The sequence below is a fragment of the Alistipes provencensis genome, assembly GCF_900083545.1.
In the GTDB taxonomy this organism is placed as follows: domain Bacteria; phylum Bacteroidota; class Bacteroidia; order Bacteroidales; family Rikenellaceae; genus Alistipes; species Alistipes provencensis.
In genome coordinates this window covers 1,560,880-1,579,584 of sequence record NZ_LT559262.1, presented here as the reverse complement: position 1 = coordinate 1,579,584, position 18,705 = coordinate 1,560,880, and the positions used below count along the sequence as shown (strand labels likewise).

Annotated in this window: 15 protein-coding genes; 1 reads left to right on the top strand and 14 read right to left on the bottom strand. The window is 62.5% G+C overall.

Going from position 1 to position 18,705, the window contains the following annotated elements; genetic code table 11:
- Window positions 1-6 precede the first annotated feature (6 nt).
- The 14 genes from rbsK to BN5935_RS06260 all read right to left on the bottom strand — a co-directional run bounded on the left by rbsK (window position 7) and on the right by BN5935_RS06260 (window position 17,877).
- Complete coding sequence (gene rbsK, locus BN5935_RS06325; protein ID WP_064975368.1) at window positions 7-918, bottom strand: ribokinase; 912 nt, start codon at window positions 916-918, stop codon at window positions 7-9.
- Window positions 915-3,590 (bottom strand): alpha-L-rhamnosidase, encoded by a 2,676-nt coding sequence (locus BN5935_RS06320; RefSeq protein WP_162272060.1) that lies wholly within the window; start codon window positions 3,588-3,590, stop codon window positions 915-917. The genes rbsK and BN5935_RS06320 overlap by 4 nt, the downstream gene beginning before the upstream one ends.
- Before the next feature lie 82 nt (window positions 3,591-3,672).
- Complete coding sequence (locus tag BN5935_RS06315) at window positions 3,673-5,118, bottom strand: glycosyl hydrolase family 28 protein (RefSeq protein ID WP_064975366.1); 1,446 nt, start codon at window positions 5,116-5,118, stop codon at window positions 3,673-3,675.
- A 12-nt stretch (window positions 5,119-5,130) separates the two neighbouring features.
- Complete coding sequence (locus tag BN5935_RS06310) at window positions 5,131-6,633, bottom strand: glycosyl hydrolase family 28 protein (RefSeq protein ID WP_064975365.1); 1,503 nt, start codon at window positions 6,631-6,633, stop codon at window positions 5,131-5,133.
- A gap of 49 nt (window positions 6,634-6,682) precedes the next feature.
- On the bottom strand, window positions 6,683-8,323 hold the full coding sequence (locus tag BN5935_RS06305) for a RagB/SusD family nutrient uptake outer membrane protein (protein WP_162272059.1): 1,641 nt from the start codon (window positions 8,321-8,323) through the stop codon (window positions 6,683-6,685).
- Window positions 8,324-8,341: 18 nt separating this feature from the next.
- A complete protein-coding gene (locus tag BN5935_RS06300; RefSeq protein ID WP_064975363.1) occupies window positions 8,342-11,722 on the bottom strand; it encodes a TonB-dependent receptor in 3,381 nt (1,126 codons plus the stop codon).
- A gap of 156 nt (window positions 11,723-11,878) precedes the next feature.
- Window positions 11,879-12,868: a FecR family protein gene (locus BN5935_RS06295; RefSeq protein WP_064975362.1), complete on the bottom strand. Its 990-nt coding sequence runs from the start codon at window positions 12,866-12,868 to the stop codon at window positions 11,879-11,881.
- A gap of 71 nt (window positions 12,869-12,939) precedes the next feature.
- On the bottom strand, window positions 12,940-13,503 hold the full coding sequence (locus BN5935_RS06290) for an RNA polymerase sigma factor (RefSeq protein ID WP_064976860.1): 564 nt from the start codon (window positions 13,501-13,503) through the stop codon (window positions 12,940-12,942).
- A gap of 180 nt (window positions 13,504-13,683) precedes the next feature.
- Complete coding sequence (locus BN5935_RS06285) at window positions 13,684-14,298, bottom strand: flavodoxin family protein (RefSeq protein WP_064975361.1); 615 nt, start codon at window positions 14,296-14,298, stop codon at window positions 13,684-13,686.
- Between the two features lie 130 nt (window positions 14,299-14,428).
- Window positions 14,429-14,665, bottom strand: a complete 237-nt coding sequence (locus tag BN5935_RS06280; protein ID WP_064975360.1) for a hypothetical protein — start codon at window positions 14,663-14,665, stop codon at window positions 14,429-14,431.
- 104 nt (window positions 14,666-14,769) lie between these two features.
- Window positions 14,770-15,276, bottom strand: a complete 507-nt coding sequence (locus tag BN5935_RS06275) for a hypothetical protein (protein WP_064975359.1) — start codon at window positions 15,274-15,276, stop codon at window positions 14,770-14,772.
- Window positions 15,276-15,752: a hypothetical protein gene (locus tag BN5935_RS06270; RefSeq protein WP_235821030.1), complete on the bottom strand. Its 477-nt coding sequence runs from the start codon at window positions 15,750-15,752 to the stop codon at window positions 15,276-15,278. Before BN5935_RS06270 ends, BN5935_RS06275 begins: the two co-directional genes overlap by 1 nt.
- 167 nt (window positions 15,753-15,919) lie before the next feature.
- Window positions 15,920-16,636, bottom strand: a complete 717-nt coding sequence (gene ubiE, locus BN5935_RS06265; RefSeq protein WP_064975358.1) for a bifunctional demethylmenaquinone methyltransferase/2-methoxy-6-polyprenyl-1,4-benzoquinol methylase UbiE — start codon at window positions 16,634-16,636, stop codon at window positions 15,920-15,922.
- A complete protein-coding gene (locus BN5935_RS06260; RefSeq protein WP_064975357.1) occupies window positions 16,633-17,877 on the bottom strand; it encodes an ABC transporter permease in 1,245 nt (414 codons plus the stop codon). Before BN5935_RS06260 ends, ubiE begins: the two co-directional genes overlap by 4 nt.
- Window positions 17,878-17,951: 74 nt before the next feature.
- Here BN5935_RS06260 and BN5935_RS06255 point away from each other — a divergent pair, with 74 nt between their 5' ends.
- A complete protein-coding gene (locus BN5935_RS06255; RefSeq protein ID WP_064975356.1) occupies window positions 17,952-18,701 on the top strand; it encodes an SDR family NAD(P)-dependent oxidoreductase in 750 nt (249 codons plus the stop codon).
- Window positions 18,702-18,705 lie beyond the last annotated feature (4 nt).

The window sequence follows — 18,705 nt, the reverse complement described above, 5'->3', positions numbered from 1 at the left end:
AGTTTTTCAGTTCTTCGTTAAAAATTCTTCGACCTCCGCCCGCGTGGGGATGGAGGGCTGGGCGCCTTGGCGCGTAACGCTGATGGCCGATGCGGCGCTGGCAAAACGCAGGGCTTCGGCCGAGAGCTCCGCCCCGGCGGCAGCTACCGCCAGCGCGCCGCAAAAGACATCGCCCGCAGCCGTGGTATCCACGGCCTTCACCCGGAAAGCGGGCACCGTCAGCGAACCCGCCGCATTAAGCAGGTAGGAACCCCGGCTGCCCAGCGTGACCACGACGTTGCGCGGCCCGTCGGCCAACAGCCGCCCGGCCACCTCTTCCAAGGGATTTTCATCGGGCGACAGCCCGCTGATGCAGGCCGCCTCGGTCTGGTTCACGACCAGAATATCCACCGCGGCCATCAGTTCGGCGTCGATGCGGCAGGCCGGCGCGGGATTCAGCAGCACGGGAACCCCGAGCCGCCGAGCGGCGAACGCCGCCTCACGAACGGTGCGGTAGGGAATCTCGGCCTGCATGACCAGCATCCCGGCCCCGGCAAGCACCTCGTCCAGCGACCCGATGGCCTCGGGCGTCAGCGAGAAATTGGCGCCCGGAGCTACCGAGATCGCATTCTCGGCAGCCGCGTCCACGAGGATCAGCGCCGTTCCGGTGGCGTTTTCCGGATCGGTCACCAGACGCGAGGTGTCGATGCCCTCGGCGGCGAAATGCTCCCGCATCGCGCGTCCCGAAAGATCGTCCCCGAGTGCGGCGACCAGCACCACCTCGCCGCCCAGCCGGGCCGCGGCGACGGCCTGATTGGCCCCTTTGCCGCCGAAGGCCTGCATGAAACGGGCGTTTCCGACGGTCTCCCCGGGGCGGGGCATCCGCTCCGCGACCGAGATCAGGTCCATGTTGGAACTTCCTATGACAACTATTTTCATCTTTTCACATTTTTAAATTCGAACTCATGCTCCCCGGGGCCCAGATCGCGGGGCTCCTGCCCGGGCAGCGACAGCGTGGCCCGCGTGTTGGGCGGCACGACGAAGCGGTAGCGGGTCGTGCGGCGTCCGACCTCCCATTCCGAGACGATCACACCGCTCACCGAACGGTACGAACCCTTCATCCACCCGATACGGGCGTCGGGCCGGGGACGCAGCAGGATGTGCCGGTAACCGGGTCCTTCGGTATCGATGCCCAGCGCGTAACGGAACATCCATTCGGCCACCGACCCGAAGGCGTAGTGGCTGAAGGAGTTCATCCGGGCATTGTTGCCGCCGTCGCGGCCCCCGAACCCGTATTCGCGGGTGTAGCTGTCCCACCGCTCCCAGATCGAGGTCGCCCCGTTGAGGATCGAGTAGCCCCACCCGGGATACCCCGTCTGCAACAGCAACCCATATGCCACATCGTCATGGCCGTAGTGCGAAAGCGCCATCATCACATGTTTCGTCCCGAGGAATCCCGTGGAGAAGCGGCCTCCGTTCGCGTCGATCATCGCCGCCAGCCGGTCGGCCCCGGCCTGCGCCAGCGATTCCGGATACAGTCCGAAGCAGAGCGCCAGCGCATAGGCCGTCTGGCAGTCGTTGCCGGGGATCAGGCCGTCGGGCGCGATGTATCGGCGGGCGAAAGCCTCCCGGACACGGGACGCCAACGCAGCGTAACGGATCGAATCCTGCCGTTCGCCGACAGCCCCGGCCATTTCGGCCATCAGCGCGGCATCGTAGGCATAATAGGCGCTGGCGATGAAGTCGTCCGAAGCCGTGCGCCCCACGGCGAGCCAGTCCCCGAAGGTGGGCACCGCGGGCTGCAAATCCCCCTGCGCACCCTGTTCCAGAAAATCCATAAAACGCTTCATCCCCGGATAGGCCCTCCGCACGGCCCGCGTGTCGCCGTAAACCTGCCACAGCGTCCACGGCACGATCACTCCGGCATCCATCCATGCGGGAGCGTACTCCATCGGAATGGCATAGGGATAGGGCGCATAACTGGGATAGGCCCCGTAACTGCGCTGCGCATCGTCCAGATCGACCAACCATTTCGAGAGAAACGACGCCACGTCGGCGTTATAGGTCGCCGAACGGGCATAAATCTGGATGTCGCCGGTCCACCCCAGCCGCTCGTCGCGCTGGGGACAGTCGGTCGGTATCTCGAAGAAATTCGCCTGCTGGGTCGTCGTGATGTTGCGCCAGAGCAGGTTGACCAGCTCGCTGCCGCATTCGAACGACCCCGCCGGAGGCGTCGGCGAGGTAAGTACGATCCCCGTGAGCGTCTCCGCACCGGGCCGGTCCAACCCCGTGAGCTCCACATAGCGGAACCCGTGGTAGGTCATCCGCGGGGACCACTCCTGCTCCCCGTCGCGCAGCGTGTAGAAATCCGTCGCCCGGGCATGCCGCAGGTTCTCGGTCATCAGGCTGCCGTCCGCGTTGAGCATCTCGCCGTAGCGAAGCATCACCGTGCGGCCCGCCTCGCCCCTAACCTTCAGCAGTACGGTCCCGGCGAAGTTCCGGCCCATGTCGAAAATCCAGACACCCGGACTCCGCCGCACGACCGACACCGGCACGATCCGCTCCGCTTCGCGCACGGGGTCCGTCGGCGCGGCTTCGAGCGCCCCGTCGGGATTGACCGACAGTTCGGCCGCCTCCCACGCGCCGTCGTCGAAACCCGGAGCGTCCCAGCCGGGCTGTTCCCGCCGGGCGTCGTACACCTCGCCCATGAGCAGGTCGGCCTGCCGGACGGGGCCTTCGGAAGATTTCCAACCGGGGCCCGTCACCACCGACTGTGTCGTGCCGTCCGCGTATTCGATCTCGATCCGGCAGAAGAACGCCGGGTCGATGCCGTAGAACTCGCGCGAACGCTCCAGCCGTTCCAGTATCCCGAAACCGACATACCCGGCATACCAGCCGTCGGCCACGACAGCCCCGGCAGCATTCTCGCCCGGCCTCAACAGGTCGGTCACATCGTAGGTGTTGTAGTAGATGCGCTTGCGGTAGTCGGTCCAGCCGGGCGTGAAGTAGTCGCAGCCCGCCTGCCGCCCGTTCAGGCGCAGTTCGTAGATTCCCTTGGCGCTGGCATAGGCCACGGCGCGCCGCACGGGCTTGCCGACGGTGAACGCCGTGCGGAAATACCGCGCCGGCGGAAGCACCAGCCCTGCCGAGTCGGGGGCCGTCCGGATACGCCGCGCGATCCACCGCACGGGCTCCCGGTCGCGGTACTCCAGCAAGCCCATGCTCCACCGGGCCGGAGCACTCCACGGCGAAGGTTCCCCGTCGCCGTCCCACACCTGCACTTTCCAGTGGCACACCTGCCGCGAGCGCAGCGGGCGTCCGGCGTAGACGATGCCGCCGGTGGCGTCCGACGCGACCCGTCCCGAATCCCACAGGTCGCCTTCCCCGCGGGCGAGCGCCTCTTCGGACGAAGCCACGAGGATGCGGTAGGCACGCTGCACGCACGCCTCGCCGCCCTCCTGCGCCGTCAGTTCCCAGCTCAGGCGCGGCGACCGCTCGCCGATGCCCTCGGGTGCGGAGCGATACTCGCAGCGGAGATACCCCGCCGTCAGTCCCGCCGCCCCCACCGTCAGCGCCGGGAAGAGCATCATTGCCCAAAAAGCTATTTTCACAATCATTGTCTTTCAGGGTTTGGGCATGCCGGGGGCCGGGCGTGGCGTTTCTCCGACCCGGGCCCTCCGGCCTGCATGAACACTATCGGAACGTCACCGGATCGCCGTGCTGTTCGATGACGATCCCGGCCCGGGCGGCGTCGCGGACGGGCTCGCCGTTGAAGCGCAGGTTCTCGACGACAATCCCCCGGACGCGGTGTTCCGCATCGAGCCCCTTCACGAGCGACTTCGGCGCAGGCCCCGTCACCGAGATATTGCGGTAGGTCACCCCCTCGACATCGCCCGCCAACGCATCCTGCGCCCAGAGCATGTCCTTGTTGATGACCGCCTCGAAGAGCATCGGCACGAATCCCCCGGCATCCTCGTACACCTCCCCGCGGGAGGTCTGAAACACGGGCGAGGGCGTCTGCGGATCGATGTTCAGCCGAATATCCTCGTAGAGAATGTCGCGCACCGGAGCCCCGTCGCCGTGGAGGATCGACATCGCCACGAACGACGTGCGGACGATGTCTATCCCGCGGTAGACGACGTTGCGGATCGACGGCGCACAGGTCTCGGCGCCGATTTCGAGCGCATGGCCCCAGTCGCACCAGACCGTGCAGTTCTCGAACAGCACGTCCTCCACCGGGAGGTGGCTGATCCCGATCAGCTCCGGCTCCCCCAGATTGCGTTTCATGCCCTTGACCACCAGCGCGTCGTCGAACGAGCGCACGAAGCAGTTGCGGACCCGCACCCGGGAGCTGTTCACCACGTCGATGCCGTCCGAATTGTAACGCCACTGCCCGACGATCTTCACGTTGTCCACCTCCACCGAGTCGCACCCGAAAAAGGTGCAGCACCACATCGAGGCATCGCAGAGAATGACCCCCTCGACCCTCACGTTGCGGCATCCCGAGAATCCGACGATGCTGCCCGAACCGCGTTCGTAGCGGCTCTGGTCGATGACGCCGCGCCCCGAGATCGTGATGTCCCGGGCGTTGACGGCGTAAAAGCCTCCCGACACGACGGCCCCCGGGGCCACATAGACCCGGTCGCCGCTTTCGAGCCGGACGATGCCCGCCTCGTGGTAGCCGGGGCCGTAGTAGCGCACCCCGGACTCCCCGTCCCGGGGAACATCCGCCGAAGCCGGATTAGCGAAGAGGTGCAGGGCGCGGTGCGTGCCGTCGACCTCGACGGAGATATTGCGCGGAGCGTCGAGCGTAAAGCGGATGCGGCGCCCCGAGACGCGCGGTTCGATCCCGGCCGACGCCGGGGTCACCTTCACCGTCCCGACCTCGCGGTCGGCCGTGATCTCCACTTCGACCGGTCCCTGCGGCATCTCCCATGCGGCGAAATAAGCCGTATCGGTCTGATCCACGGGGCGCTGGTAGCCGGGCCACACCTGATTGATCGGCACGGCCGACACGCGGCAGTCCGTCACCCCGATCTCCCGACCGTCCACCTTCAGGCGGTAGGCCCCGGTCTGCGTCCCGCCGCAGGCCGCAAGGAGCAGCACGGCGAAAAGCGGTATGATACGAATGGTTTTCATACGCCCGTCGGTTTAGCGGAATTGCAGGTTCTGGACGTATTCGCCCACCTCGAGCGATGCCGACGCGGCGTCGGTGGCCTTCTCGCCGCCGATCACCAGATTGTCGATCACCACGCCGTCGATGCGGTGCACCGCCGAATTGCCCGTGAAATCCGACTCCGGACGCTTGTCGCCGTAAACCGTGACGTTCTTGTAGGTCACACGGTCCACCGTCCCCAGAGTCCCGTCGGGCAGCCAACCGTTGGGTGCGATCGAAATGCTCATCAGGCGCGGCACATACCCGCGGTCGGGATCGGCATAGATCTGTCCCTTTTCAGTCTGGAAGAGGGGTTCGGGCGTATGGTCGTCGATCCCGGCGCGGATGTTCTCGAACGTAATGTCTTTCACGGCGGCCTTGTTGCCGTGAAGGATGTCCATAAAGACGTCCGTCGTGCGGATGACGTCGATATCGCGGAAAGTGACATTACTGATCGACGGCGCAAAGGTCTCGGCGCCGATGACCATCCCGCGGCCCCAATCGCACCAGACGACGCAGCGCTCGAACGTCACGTCCTCGACCGGCCGGTCGCCGATGAAGACCGTCTCGGGCTCGCCGCTGTTCTGCGTCAGGCCCTTGACGACCAGCGCGTCGTCGAACGAGCGCACGAAGCAGTCTTTCACGCGGACCCGCGAACTGTTCACCACGTCGATGCCGTCGGCGTTGTAACGCCACAGCCCGACGATCTTCACGTTGTCGATCTCGACGTCCGTACATCCGAACAGGGCGCAGCACCACATCGCGGGATCGCGCAGCACGATGCCCTCGATCTTTATGTTGCTGCAGTTCGAAAATCCGAGTCCCGACCCCGAGCCGCGTTTGAGCTGGCTGCCGTCGATCGTTCCGCGGCCCCAGATGCGGATGTCCGAGGCGTTCACGGCGTAGAAGCTGCCGAACACCACGGCGTCGGGAGCCAGATAGACCCGGGCGCCGGACTGAAGTTTGATGCGTCCCGGACGGTGTATGCCGGGTCCGTAATAGTAGGTGACACTCCCCTCGGCCGGGACGTCCGCTTCCGGGGCGCAGGCGAAGAGATGCAGGGCGTTGTGCGGGCCGTTCACCTCGAGCGTGAGGTTCCGCGGCTCGGTGCCCGTCAGCGAAAACGAGACTTTCTGCCCCTCGACCCGGGGCTCCACCCCGGCCCACGAAGGATTGATCCGCACGGAGGTTATCGGCTGCCGGACGGTCACTTCGACCTCGGCAGGCCCGCTTTCGGGCTGGTCCCAAAGGGCCATATAGGCGATCTCGGTCTGGTCCACGGGACGCTGATACCCGTCCCACACTTGGTTGAAGGGAACGGCCGAAACCCGGCATGTGTAGGCCTTCACCGGCTCGCCGTTCACGCTGACGGCATATCCGCTCCCGTTGAAACGGTCCTTGCCGGGGTCCGGCGCATCGTCCTTGTCGCATGCCGTCAGGGGGCAGGCGAATACGAGGGCGCAAAGGGCTTTCAGGAGATTATTTTTCGTTCGAAACATAGTGTTTTGGCTTGTAGGTTTGGTAATCTGTCTGTTGTTGTCCCCACCGTCAATAACCGGGGTTCTGCCCGCGGTTGAATTCGCCGGTGGTCTGCTCCTGCCAACGGGGGTTGATGTCGATCCAGCTCTGGTCCATCGGGAAGAGGTAGTTTTTCGACGCATCGAACTTCATGGCATGCACGTTCTTTTCGACATACCGTCCGTTCTCGTAGCTGATGCCGCGCACCGGCAGGTTGAGCAGCCGCTCGGCCTCGCGCCAGCGGATCAGGTCCCAGTAGCGCTTGCCCTCGAAAGCCAGCTCGATGCGGCGTTCGGTGCGCACCACGTCACGCAGTTCCGCCTGCATGAAGGTGGTCTTTCCGTAGGTCTCCTCGAGCGAAGGCAGCCCGCCGCGCCGGCGTACCCGGTCGATGGCGTCCAGAACCGTGTCGTCGATCTCGTTCAGTTCGATCTTGGCCTCGGCATAGCTGAGCAGCACCTCGGCAAAGCGGAAGAACATGAAATTGTACCCCTCCTGCCCGAGGTTCAGCGGCTCGGAGATACCCTTGCGGCGGAAGTAACCCGTATAGAGATTCGACGCGGGGTCGTAGAGGTCGTTGATCTCGTAAACCTTGCCCGAGAAGGTGGACTTGTGGTAGATGATCGACTCATAGAAGCGCGGCTCGCGTCCGACGTAGGGATTCTGCGGATCGAAACTGCCGTCCTCGCCGGTCGGAAGGCCCGAAGCCATGCGGAACTCCTCGACAAGGTTCTGCGTGGGCTGCATGAAGCCCCAGCCGTTGTAAGCACCGATCGGGCCGAACAGCATCGAGCGCTGCGAAATCTTGTTACCCGGCACATGCTGGTAGGCGAAGATCGACTCCGCGCAGTTGTTGGCCTTCTCCGTAAAGAGCGCGTTGTACCCCTCCTTGTAGAGGTCGTATACGCCCAGTTGCATCACCTGCCAGTTGGTCGCCGCCGCCAGATCATAACGCTGTGCGAACAACTCGCACCACCCTTTGAGCGTCAGCGCCGCACCTTGCGTGGCGTGGCCCGCACCCACCTCGTTGGGCAGGTCCGCGGCGCATTCGCCCAGCTCGCGGGTAATGAACTCGAAGGTCTCCTCGGAGGTCGCACGCGGATAGAAAATGGCGTCGCCCTGCGTATTGCGGTCCAGCGGCACGGTGATGATCGGCAGACCGCCGTAAGCCATCCACGCCTGATGGTAGAAGTAGGCGCGCAGGAAACGGGCCTCGGCCACGCGTTTCTGAATCCAGTCCGCCGGGAAGTTGGCCTTGTGATCCTCCACCTGCTTGATGAAAACATTGCATTTGCGGATGTTCGCCATCATGCGCGGGTAGTAGAACGGGATGCTCGGATAGCCGTGGGCATAGAGAAACCCGGTGTTGTTGGGTCCGTAGTCGCGTGCGATGCCGATGTTCCAGCTCACGCACCAGTCGTAGCGGGCCACGGCGTTGTCGCCGAACATTTCGAAGGAGTCGTACCCGAAGCCGTCGGCATTGAGGGTCTCCTGATCGGGCAGGTTGTTGTAAATATCGCTCAGGAAGAGGTCGCCGCCCGAAGAGTCGGAAAATACCGCCTCGGAGTCGAGCTGGTCCTGCGGGACCACCGTCAGGAAATCCTCGCCGCACGATGCGGACAGGAACAGCATCGCCGCCAGCAAACCTTTCAGGAATATATTCGTTTTCATCATGGTCTTGGTTTTACGTTAGAAAGTGATGTTCAATCCCACGCTGACGATCTTGCGCTGGGGGCTGTACCATCCGCGGGTGTTGGCGTCGTCGCCCACCTGCCCCATCTCGGGGTCGTAGAAATCCTTCAGGTCGCTGACCGTCCAGAGGTTCTGCCCCGAAAGATAGAGGCGTATCGACTGCAGGGGCAGTTTCGGAAACATCGCCCGCGAGAAAGTGTATCCCAGCTCGATGTTCTTCAGGCGGAGGTAGTTGCCGCTGCGGCGAAACCAATCGTTGTTGCCGCGGCGGAAGTTGTTGCTGTTACCGCCGCCCGTGCCGTACAGCCGCGGATAGGTGGCGTCGGTATTCTCGGGCGTCCAGTAGTCCTTGGCTGCCCGGGGCGGGTTCTCGCCGCCGGCGAAGGGGAACGCCAGACCGCCGTCGATGAAGGTCGTGCTCTGCCCGGCGCCTTGGAACAGGGCGCTGAAATCCAGTCCCCGGAAGAGGGCCTTGAGCGTAAATCCGTAGATGATCTGCGGCAGTCTGGGATAGCCCAGCGCCGTTTCGTCGGCACCGTCGATCACCCCGTCACCGTTCAGATCGGCCCACTTGATGTCACCCGGGGCGACCTCTGAGAAGGTCGGCTGGGGCAGGTCGAGCCACAGGTTGCCGTACTCGTCGAAATCGGACTCCTGATAAAGCCGCTCGGCCTTCAGCCCGAAGGGAGTGTTCAGCGGACGCCCGGTGCGTGCGCGCAGCGGGTTGTCGCGCGTGAGGGGATTCTCGAAAATCTGGAGAATCTTGTTACGGGCGTAGGTGAAGTTGAAACTACCCTCCAGCCGCAGTCCCGAGGCGAAGGAGTAGTTGCCGCCGAGGGTGAATTCCACGCCGCTGTTCTCCATCACGCCGGCGTTCTCCTGCGCGATTCCGATGCCGTACTCGATCGGCACAACCGTTTGCGGGCTGACCAGCATATTATTGCGCCGCTCGTAGAAATAGTCGGCCTCGAGAGTCAGGCGGTTGTTCCACAGCCCGATGTCGATACCGACATTGGTCTTCCGGGCCTTCTCCCATGTGATGTTCACATTGGGCTCGAGACTCTCCGCCACGCCCTGATAGAGGTACCCGTCGAAGACATAGGCTCCGCCGTAGACGTTCATGGCCGAGGAGTACTGGAACGCCGAACCCGCCAGATTGCCCGACTCGCCCCACGAGGCGCGGAGCTTCAGGTTGTTCAGCCACGGAAGGTTATTTTTGATGAAAGGCTCCTCGCTCACGCGCCATCCCGCCGACACCGAGGGGAAGAAACCGAATTTCTTGCCCTTGGCGAAATAGTAGTTCCCGTCGTAGCGTCCGGCAGTCTCGAGCAGGTATTTGTGGTCGTACTCATAGGAGACGCGGTAGACGTAACCCACCTGCGTGGCCTTCGACGATCCGCCGCCGTTGCTCCAGTTCGAGGAGTTGGAGTTACCCATGCTCAGCTCGGGGATATTCAGGTCGAAATTCGTGCGCGAGGCGCTCAGGTTGCGGTAGTCCACCTGCCGGGCCTCGACGACGGCCAGCGCCGACACGGAGTGTTTTCCGCCGAAGGTGTTCGCATAGGTCAGCATGCCCTGAAAGGTGTAGGCCTTCGAGTTGGACTGACTCTCGGCCAGACTGGGCTTCTCGGACGACACCACCGGATTGTAGACGTAGGGCAGAACGTTGGTGTTGATGGTGTAATAGGTCATTTCGGGCTCGTGCCACGTCTTCTGGAAGACGCTCGTGGGGTCGAAACTGAATACGCCCTTCGCCTTGAGCCCCGGCAGGAACGGCAGTTCCTGCTCCACGGTGAGCTGGGTGAAGATGTTGGTGTCCTCGTACTGGCGTTTGCCGGTACGCGTCATACCATAGGGATTCTTGCCGTTCGAGGCGCCCATCAGTCCGTTCGTGTACCAGAAAGCGTCGACGGGCTTGTATTGCAGCACATAGGACATCACATGCGACTCGGTCGCCTCGGGGGCCTTGATCCGGCGCAGGTTGCCGTTGAACGAGAGCTTGATGGTCGTCGTACGGGTGGCCTTGGCCTCGAGGTTGAGCAGCATGTTGTACTTGTTCATGTGCGACGTGGACCACATGCCCTCCTGATAGAGGTAGCCCAGTCCCATGTAGTATTTCACGACGTCCGTACCGCCCGAGAGCCCGACATTGTGGCTGGTGATGACCGTGTTGTCGTTGTAAATTTCATCCCAAGCATTGCTGTCGGGATAGCGGTCGTAGTCGGCGTCCGCCGTGCGGCGGATGGTTTTCAGATACCCTTCGGGATTCGGATAGGGCAGCGTGGCCTTGGGGTCGGCATTCCGCACCGCCTCGTTCATCATCCGCGCATAGTCGTAGGAGTTCAGCAGTTTCGGCGTCACCGTCGGGTTCTGGAATCCGGTGTACCCGTTGTAGGTGAGCGTCGGACGCGATTTCGAACCGCTCTTGGTCGTGACGAGGATGACGCCGTTGGCGCCAGCCATGCCATAGGGAGCCACCGCTGCGGCGTCCTTCAGCACCGAGACCGACTCGATGACGTTGGCGTCGAGCATGCTCAGGTCACCGCGCTGCACGCCGTCCACGATAATCAGCGGACTGCTGTTGCCGAAGGTCGAGATACCGCGGATGTAGATTTCGGTCTTGTCCACGCCGACTTCGCCGGAGCTTTGGGCCGTGATGAGTCCGGCCATCTGCCCGACCAGCGCCGAACTGACGTCGGCGACGGGTTTCGAATAGATCTTGTCGTTCTTGATCATCCCCACCGACGCCGTCAGCGACGTTTTCTTCTGGGAACTGTAACTGACGACGACCTCCTCGATCTGGTTGGCGTCGGTCTCCATGGTCACGTTGATGCGCGTGCGGCTGCCGACCGTCACCTCTCGGGTCTGCATGCCCACGAACGAGAAGACCAGCACGGCGTCCTGCGTGAGGTTGCCGAGGGTGTATTCACCCTTTTCGTTGGTCACGGTCCCCGCTCCGGAGCCTTTCACGATGACCGTGGCACCGACCAGCGGTCCCGCCGAATCGGCCACCCGGCCCGACACGGAGAGGGTTGCGGCCTGCTGTCCGCCCTTTTTGGCGATCACGACGTACTTGCCCTTGACCTGATAGGTCAGGTCGGTGTTGCGCAGGGCTTTGTCGAGCACGCCCGCCACCGGTTCGTTCCGCACGGCGAGGTCGATGCGCACGCCCGGCAGGATCGAATCGTCGTAGGCGATGCGTTTGTCGGTCTGGGTTTCTATCTGCCTGAAAATTTCGGTCAGCGGGGCGTTTTTCAGGTCGAAGGTGACTTTATCGCCTCCTCCGGATTGGGCGCGGACGCCCGTGGGAAGGGATAAAGTGATTGCGTATGACGCAAATACGAGCACGAATTTGCGTAATAACGATTTTTTTCTCATATTCGCAATGAATTTTAATGAAGCGCAAAGTTTTTTAAAGTTCACTCAGGGGAGGGGTGGTCGCACACCGCTTCCCTTTTTCATTCGGATGAAAAGATGGTTTCTATCTCATAGGCAGGCGTTGGTTTTAAGCAGGGTCAGTGATTGTCTTTCAGGTTATTTGCGGCGCGTGATGACCAGCGTGTCGCCGCGCATCGAGCACTCCGCACCGAGGGCCGTTTCGATGATGTCGAGCAGGTTGTCGAGCCGCTCGCCCTCCATCAGGCGGACCGTGAATTTACTGTTTTCGAAGCGTGCCGGGTCGTAAACGACCTTCACGTCATACCATTTCTCGATCTTTTTGGCCAGCGAGGCGATGTCGTCGTCGGCGAACACCAGCCTATTGTCCTTCCAAGCGAGGACGACATCGCCGTTCAGCGGCGGATAGGTCACCTCGCCGGAGGCCTTGGCCAATGCGATCGAATGGCCGGGCGTCAGCCGGTAGACCCGGCCGTCGGAGCGGGCGGTGATGTCCACGCTGCCCTCCACGAGCGACGCCACGACCGACGGTTCGTCGTCATAGGCGTTGACGTTGAATTTAGTACCCGTCACCCGGACGTCGAGATAGGGCGTCGAGACGACGAACGGTTTTCCCTTGTTCTTCCGCACCTCGAAATAGGCCTCGCCGTCGAGTTCCAGCCGGCGGTCGCGGCGGTCGAAATCGGAGGTGTAGCTGATGCGCGACCCGGCATTGAGCAGCACCACACTGCCGTCGGGCAGCACCAGCCGGGCCTTCTCGCCCCAAGGCGCCTCGGCCGTGTAGGTCTTCACATCGCCGAAAGCGCCGAGTGCGAACAGCGACGCGGCCACCAGCAGCGGAACCAGCAGCACGGCGGCGATCCGCTGGTAGCTGCGCAGCAGCGCCGACCCGGCGATCCGCCGCCGCAGGGAGCGGGAGTGTTCGTAATCGGTGATCTTCCGCCGCAGGGCGTCGTAACCGATCTCCGCGTCCGCGTCCGAAGCGGTCTCCCACTTCGCGGCCAGCCACATCTCGATCGTGCGGCCGCCCTCGCGGGTCGCAAAAAGACGCTTCAGCGCGGCGAACTCCTCGTCCGTGAGCGCCTGTCCGTTTACGAACCGGTCCAGTATGTCGAATGTATTTTCCATCTCTGCATGCACTTTACATACATAAATACGGAATACCCGGGGGTGTTCCGTGACAGAGCGGCGAAAAAATATTAAAAAAGGAAGAGAAGCCGCAATTTTTTGAGCTCTTCGCGGAAAAAGAGCAGCGCCCGGCGAATCTGGGTGTCGACCGTGTTCTCCGTGACGCCGAGGCGTGCGGCGATCTCCCGGTAGGAGAGCCCTTCGAGACGGCTCAGCACGAAAATCTGCCGCCGGTGTTCCGGAAGCTGTTCCAGCGTCCGGTCGAACCACTCGCCCAACTGCCGCTCCTCGACGTCCCGGGCCGCGGCGTCGGTGTCCGCGTCGTCGGAAAACAGTTCGTCGCTGAGACAGACCATGCGGTTGACGCGCCCGCGCAGCCGGTCGATGACCAGATTGCGGGCCGTGCGGAACAAATAGGGTCCGAACGGCAACCCGGGATCGAGGTTCCCGCGACCGGTCCAGATGCGCAGGAAGACCTCGTGAACCACCTCTTCCGGGTCGGAATGACGCGGCAGCGAGGCCTTTACGAAATTGCAGACTTTACCGCGATAACGGTAAAACAACAACTCGAAAGCCGTCTGATCCCCTTGGTTCAGGTTACGAACCAGCGTTTGTTCATCGGTTCCGTTCTGCATCTGGAAAAAGGTAGCAATTAGGTGTTCGGTGCCCAAATATGCAAAATTTTTCGGGAAAACGCTACCGAACCGGACAAAATCAAGTCCGTTCGTGCCATTTGCCCGTGCCGCCGGAACTGAAAAAACACGAAAAAAGCCGCGGAAAAATCCCCGCGGCCCAATCTTTTCCGGCGACGCTCCCTACCGGATGAAACTCGTCACCACCCGCTCCTCGGGCTCGGGACGTCCCTCCCCGGCCAGCAGTCCGGCCCGAAGCACACGCGCCATGTTGCGCGCCAATACCCGCATCGTCTGCAACCCCTCGGCGTCCTGCGCCGCTTCGCCGGGCAGCCGCCCGTGAACGCTGTTCCAGTACTGCGACGAAACGACAGGCATGTTCGAGATCGTAAAATACTTGTTCAGCCGGTCGAACGTCGCACTCGCCCCACCCCGGCGGCAGACAGCCACCGCGGCCGCGGGCTTGTAGGCCAGCATCGGCCCGCAGGAGTAGAACAACCGGTCCAGCAGCGCGCACAGCGACCCGTTCGGCCCTGCGTAGTAGACCGGCGAGCCGACCACGAGGGCGTCGGCCCCTGCCAGTTTTTCACGCACTTCGTCGTAAAGCGCGTCGTTGAAGACGCAGCGGCCCAGCTCCGAGCATTTTCCGCAGGCGATGCAACCCTGCACGGCCTTGGTGCCGATCGACACGATCTCGGCCCCGATACCCTCGGCTTCGAGCGTGCGCGCCACTTCCGAGAGTGCGATGAAGGTGTTGCCCTCGCGCCGGGGGCTTCCGTTGATAAGCAGTACTTTCATGGCTGTTATTTTGTTACAAAAATAAAAGTGTCGTTACTATGCCGCCGGAGATGAGGCGGCGTTACCTATAATGTATAATGAAAAAGGGGGATTCTTCCGAACCTCCCTCACTCTCAAACCTAACCGGAAATTACTCGGCCTTCTTGCAGCAGGGTTTCTCGGCGCAAGCCTCAACCTTCGCCGAATCGCACTTCTCGGCGCAGCAAGCCTTCGTCGAGTCGCATTTCTCGGCGCAGCAAGCGGCAGCCTCGGTCGTAGCAGCAGCCTCGGCGGCAGCACCTTCAGCGGCCTTCTTGTTCGAATTGCCGCAGCAGCTTACCATAGCGACGGCAGCCATAACGACAACAAAAGAGAAAATCTTTTTCATAGCGCTAAATGTTTAGAAATTAGTTATTCAGTAACGCCGCAAAGATATATATTCGCCCGAAATAAGCAAAGAAAAAACATATATTTTTCAAAAATGGACTTTTTTTAGTCCAAAAGGTTCGAAATCGGAAATTCCTCGTTTTTCAGGAACGCTTTCGGAAAAGTCCCCGTCACGCGGCCTTTCAGAATAACCGCCTCCTCGTTGCTCAGGCAGTCCCCGACCGAAACGACGAAATAGGGAATCTTGTAGTCCATGTAAACCTTCACGCCGGGATAGGTCTCCTCGAAGAGTTTCTGCGCGGCGAAGGCCCCGTTGCGGGCCTCGGGCCCGTTGTCCGAAAAGATACAGACGCGGAAACCGCGTATCTGCAACCGCTGCCCGGCACGCACGGCGTCAGCCACGGCGCGCGCGGCATCGCCGTGCTCCGGCACGGCGTCAGCCACGGCGCGCGCGGCATCGCCGTGCTCCGTGACGGTCACCTGCGCCCGTCCGAAAAGGGCGGCCCCGGCGACGGGTTCGGCCAGCCGCTGTTTGAAAGCGTCGAGCGACTGTGCACGGAGCGAAACGGCCGCACACAGGAGCATCAGGGTAAGGATCGACAATCTGCGCATCACTTCAATTGGTTTTTAACATCCTGCAACGTAAGGCCAAAGGTATTCAAAAAATCCGACAACGGCATCCTGTCGCGCGAAATTTTTACGGGCGCCGGGCCTCCGCGCCCCTCGAGGGCATAGGCGACGCCGACCTGCGAAAGGTCGCCCGCCTCGACTTTCCGGAGCAGCACATAGAGCGCCATCGGATCGGAGATCTTCAACCTCCACAGCGTCCGGAAACTGTCCGTCGTGCGGCGGGGCACCTCGACCGGTTCGCGCAGCACGATCGTCCCCACACGGCTTTCGGAGTAATAAATGTCGATCTCGGCCATGTTGAGCTGCAGCTTGTAGCCCGTGTCGTTCATCCCCCGCACGACCATCTCGGCGCCGGTCAGCCCCTGCCGTTCGATCTTCTCGATCCCCTCGAAACGGATGTTGCGCTGCGCCTTCTCGACGGCCTTGCGGCACGAAGTCGACAGAATGACCGCCAGCAACAAAAGCGATGAGAAAACAGCGTTCGGAACCCTGATCTTCCACCGCAGGCGGACCAAGCCCCTGCCTGAGGCGGGGGGTTGGGGGCGGGGCAGACTTGCATACGCGGCCTGAGGCCGCGAATACGGCATTCGGCAGCAATAATCATATTGCGGTTCTTGCATTTTTCTCATTTCTCCCCTATATATATCTGTGCGATCCCGAAGCTCTGGCTTCTCGCCCGGCAGTTTCGGAACCCCGCCTTTTCCATCATTCCCAGAAACTCCGCCGGGGCGGGAAACTCCCCCACCGAGGCCGGCAGGTACTCGTAGGCCCTCTTGTCGCGCGACACCAGCCCGCCGATGCGGGGCAGTATTTTATAGGAATAAAATTCGTACAACGCCCGGAACGCCCGGTTGCGGGGCCGCGAGAACTCCAGAATAACGACTTTGCCCCCGGGTTTTATTGTGCGGGCCAGTTCGGGCAGTCCCGCCGTGAGGTCCCCGAAGTTGCGCACCCCGAATGCGACGGTCGCCGCATCGACCGAAGCGTCGGCCACGGCGAGGTGCTCGGCATCGCCCCGGTCGAGGACGATGCGGTTGTCCAGCCCCCGGGCCTCGACCTTGCGGCGCGCCACGGCGAGCATCTGCTCCGAAAGGTCCACGCCCATCCCCTGCACGCCCTCGATCCGGCGCGCCATGGCGATCGCCAGATCGCCCGTGCCGGTCGCCACGTCGAGAATGCGGCGGGGGTTCGCACGCCGCACCTCGTTCACCACGCGGCGGCGCCAGATGCGGTCGATGTTCACCGAAAGCGTATGGTTCAGCAGGTCGTATCGGGGCGCGATGTTGTCGAACATCTCGCGAACCTCCTCTTTCTTGGTCTGATCTGTATTATATGGTTTCATTCGTACCTGATTGTTTCTTCGGGTTTCACACCGGACACCACGGCCGTCGGGATCACCAGCAGGGCGACGATCGCGGCGATGAACCCGGCGTTCAGCGCCAGCCACCAGCCCCACCCCAGCGACACGGGCACCTCCGAAAGCAGGTAGCCCTCCGCGCTGAGTTTCACCAGATGGGTCCATTTCTGAATAAGGCACAGCCCCAGTCCGACGGCGTTGCCCCACACCAATCCCCGCAGCGTGACGAAAGCCGCCCGCCAGAGGAAGATGCGCCGCAGCTCGCCGCTGCGCATCCCGAGAGCTTTCAGCAGCCCGATCATGCGGGTGCGCTCCAGCACCAGAATCAGCAGCGCCGAAGCCATGTTGAAGAAGGCCACGACCAGCATGATGACGATAATCACCGCGGCGTTCACATCGTGGGCCTTCAGCCAGTCGAAAATATTGGCATAACGCTCCGTGACGCTCGTCACCGCGAGGTTTTCGGTTCCCTCCTCCTCATCGTACAACAGCGTCCGGCCCAGCGTGCGGGCAAAGGCGCCGGCGTCGCGCAGGTCGCGGGTCCGTATCTCGTAACCGGATATCTCGTCCGGTCCCCAGTCCGACAACCGCTGCACGTTGCGGATGTCCGTGACGACCACCATGCCGTCCATCTCCTCCATCCCCGAGGCGTAGACGCCTGCCACTTTGAAGCGGTCGCGGCGGGGCATTTCGCCCGGCTCGACGAAGAGCATCTCGACCTTGTCGCCCACGCCGAGCAACAGCCTGTCGGCCAGCGAACGCGACAAGAGGATGTCTTTCGTGCGCACCGAATCGCCCACACGAGGCAGCTCGCCGTCGACGAGCCATTCGCGGAAATAGGACCAGTCGTAATCCCCCTCGACGCCCTTGAGCATCACCTCGCCCACGGCGTCGGCCGTGCGGACGATGCCGCCCTTCACGGCATAGGGGGCCATCGTCTCAAACCCGTCGGTCGCGCGGATCAGCTCCTCGAGGTGCGCGCTGCGGTGCACGGGCTCCGAATCGAGGGCGTTGACGCCCCGCACGTCGGTCACCGAGACGTGGGCGGCGAAGCCCGTCATCTTGTGCGCCACTTCGCGCTTGAAGCCCATGATGACGGCCATCGCGAGGATCATCACCGCCACCCCCAGCGCCACCGACACCACGGCGATGCGCTCCATCACCCCGGGTTTGTTCTCCGGGGAGGGCTTCGCCATGCGGCGGGCGATGAAAAAAGCGAGATTCACGGCAGCGGTTTTGCAGAAAATTTATGCAAATAAACGTATAAATTTCGTATTTTTGCCCGAAAGAACCGTTTTTTATGCAAAAACAGGCACTCATTACAGGGGCGACATCGGGCATCGGCCGCGCCACGGCGCTCCGGCTCGCGAAAGAGGGATATGCCGTCACGGTCACCGGACGGCGTGCCGAACGGCTCGCGGCGTTAAAAACCGAGATCGAAGCCGCAGGCGGACGCTGCACCGCGCTGGCGTTCGACGTGCGTTCCGAGGAGGCGGTGCGCCGCTGGCTCGAACCGCTCGAACGGATCGACCTGCTGGTCAACAACGCCGGGCTGGCCGCCGGGCTGGAACACATCGACCGGGGCGACACCCGCGACTGGGACGCCATGATCGACACCAACGTCAAGGGACTGCTCTACGTCACGCGCGTCATCGCCCCGAAGATGGTCGCTGCGGGCGGCGGGCATATCTTCAACATCGGCTCGATCGCCGGGACCGAAGCCTACGAGAACGGCGCGGTCTACTGCGCCTCGAAGCACGCCGTGCACGCCATTTCGCAGTCGATGCGCGCCGACCTGCTTTCGGCGGGAATCAAAGTGACGGAAATCCGCCCGGGAATGGTCGAAACGGAGTTTTCCGAGGTCCGCTTCCACGGCGACAAGGAGCGTGCCGACGCGGTCTACACGGGCGTCGAGCCCCTCACCGGCGACGACATCGCCGAAGCGATCGCGTGGGCCGCACAATTACCCGCGCACATGAACGTTAATGATATGGTATTGATGCCCGCCCAACAGGCCGGGGCTTATTACACATACCGCAAAACAAAATAGAAAA

Excerpts from the sequence above, each read along its gene's own strand:
- BN5935_RS06285 (WP_064975361.1), bottom strand. The coding sequence starts at position 14,298 with ATGAAAGTACTGCTTATCAACGGAAGCCCCCGGCGCGAGGGCAACACC.
- BN5935_RS06280 (WP_064975360.1), bottom strand. The coding sequence starts at position 14,665 with ATGAAAAAGATTTTCTCTTTTGTTGTCGTTATGGCTGCCGTCGCTATG.
- BN5935_RS06315 (WP_064975366.1), bottom strand. The coding sequence starts at position 5,118 with ATGAAAACCATTCGTATCATACCGCTTTTCGCCGTGCTGCTCCTTGCG.
- BN5935_RS06310 (WP_064975365.1), bottom strand. The coding sequence starts at position 6,633 with ATGTTTCGAACGAAAAATAATCTCCTGAAAGCCCTTTGCGCCCTCGTA.
- BN5935_RS06305 (WP_162272059.1), bottom strand. The coding sequence starts at position 8,323 with ATGAAAACGAATATATTCCTGAAAGGTTTGCTGGCGGCGATGCTGTTC.
- BN5935_RS06295 (WP_064975362.1), bottom strand. The coding sequence starts at position 12,868 with ATGGAAAATACATTCGACATACTGGACCGGTTCGTAAACGGACAGGCG.
- BN5935_RS06300 (WP_064975363.1), bottom strand. The coding sequence starts at position 11,722 with ATGAGAAAAAAATCGTTATTACGCAAATTCGTGCTCGTATTTGCGTCA.
- rbsK (WP_064975368.1), bottom strand. The coding sequence starts at position 918 with ATGAAAATAGTTGTCATAGGAAGTTCCAACATGGACCTGATCTCGGTC.
- BN5935_RS06290 (WP_064976860.1), bottom strand. The coding sequence starts at position 13,503 with ATGCAGAACGGAACCGATGAACAAACGCTGGTTCGTAACCTGAACCAA.
- ubiE (WP_064975358.1), bottom strand. The coding sequence starts at position 16,636 with ATGAAACCATATAATACAGATCAGACCAAGAAAGAGGAGGTTCGCGAG.
- BN5935_RS06255 (WP_064975356.1), top strand. The coding sequence starts at position 17,952 with ATGCAAAAACAGGCACTCATTACAGGGGCGACATCGGGCATCGGCCGC.
- BN5935_RS06275 (WP_064975359.1), bottom strand. The coding sequence starts at position 15,276 with ATGCGCAGATTGTCGATCCTTACCCTGATGCTCCTGTGTGCGGCCGTT.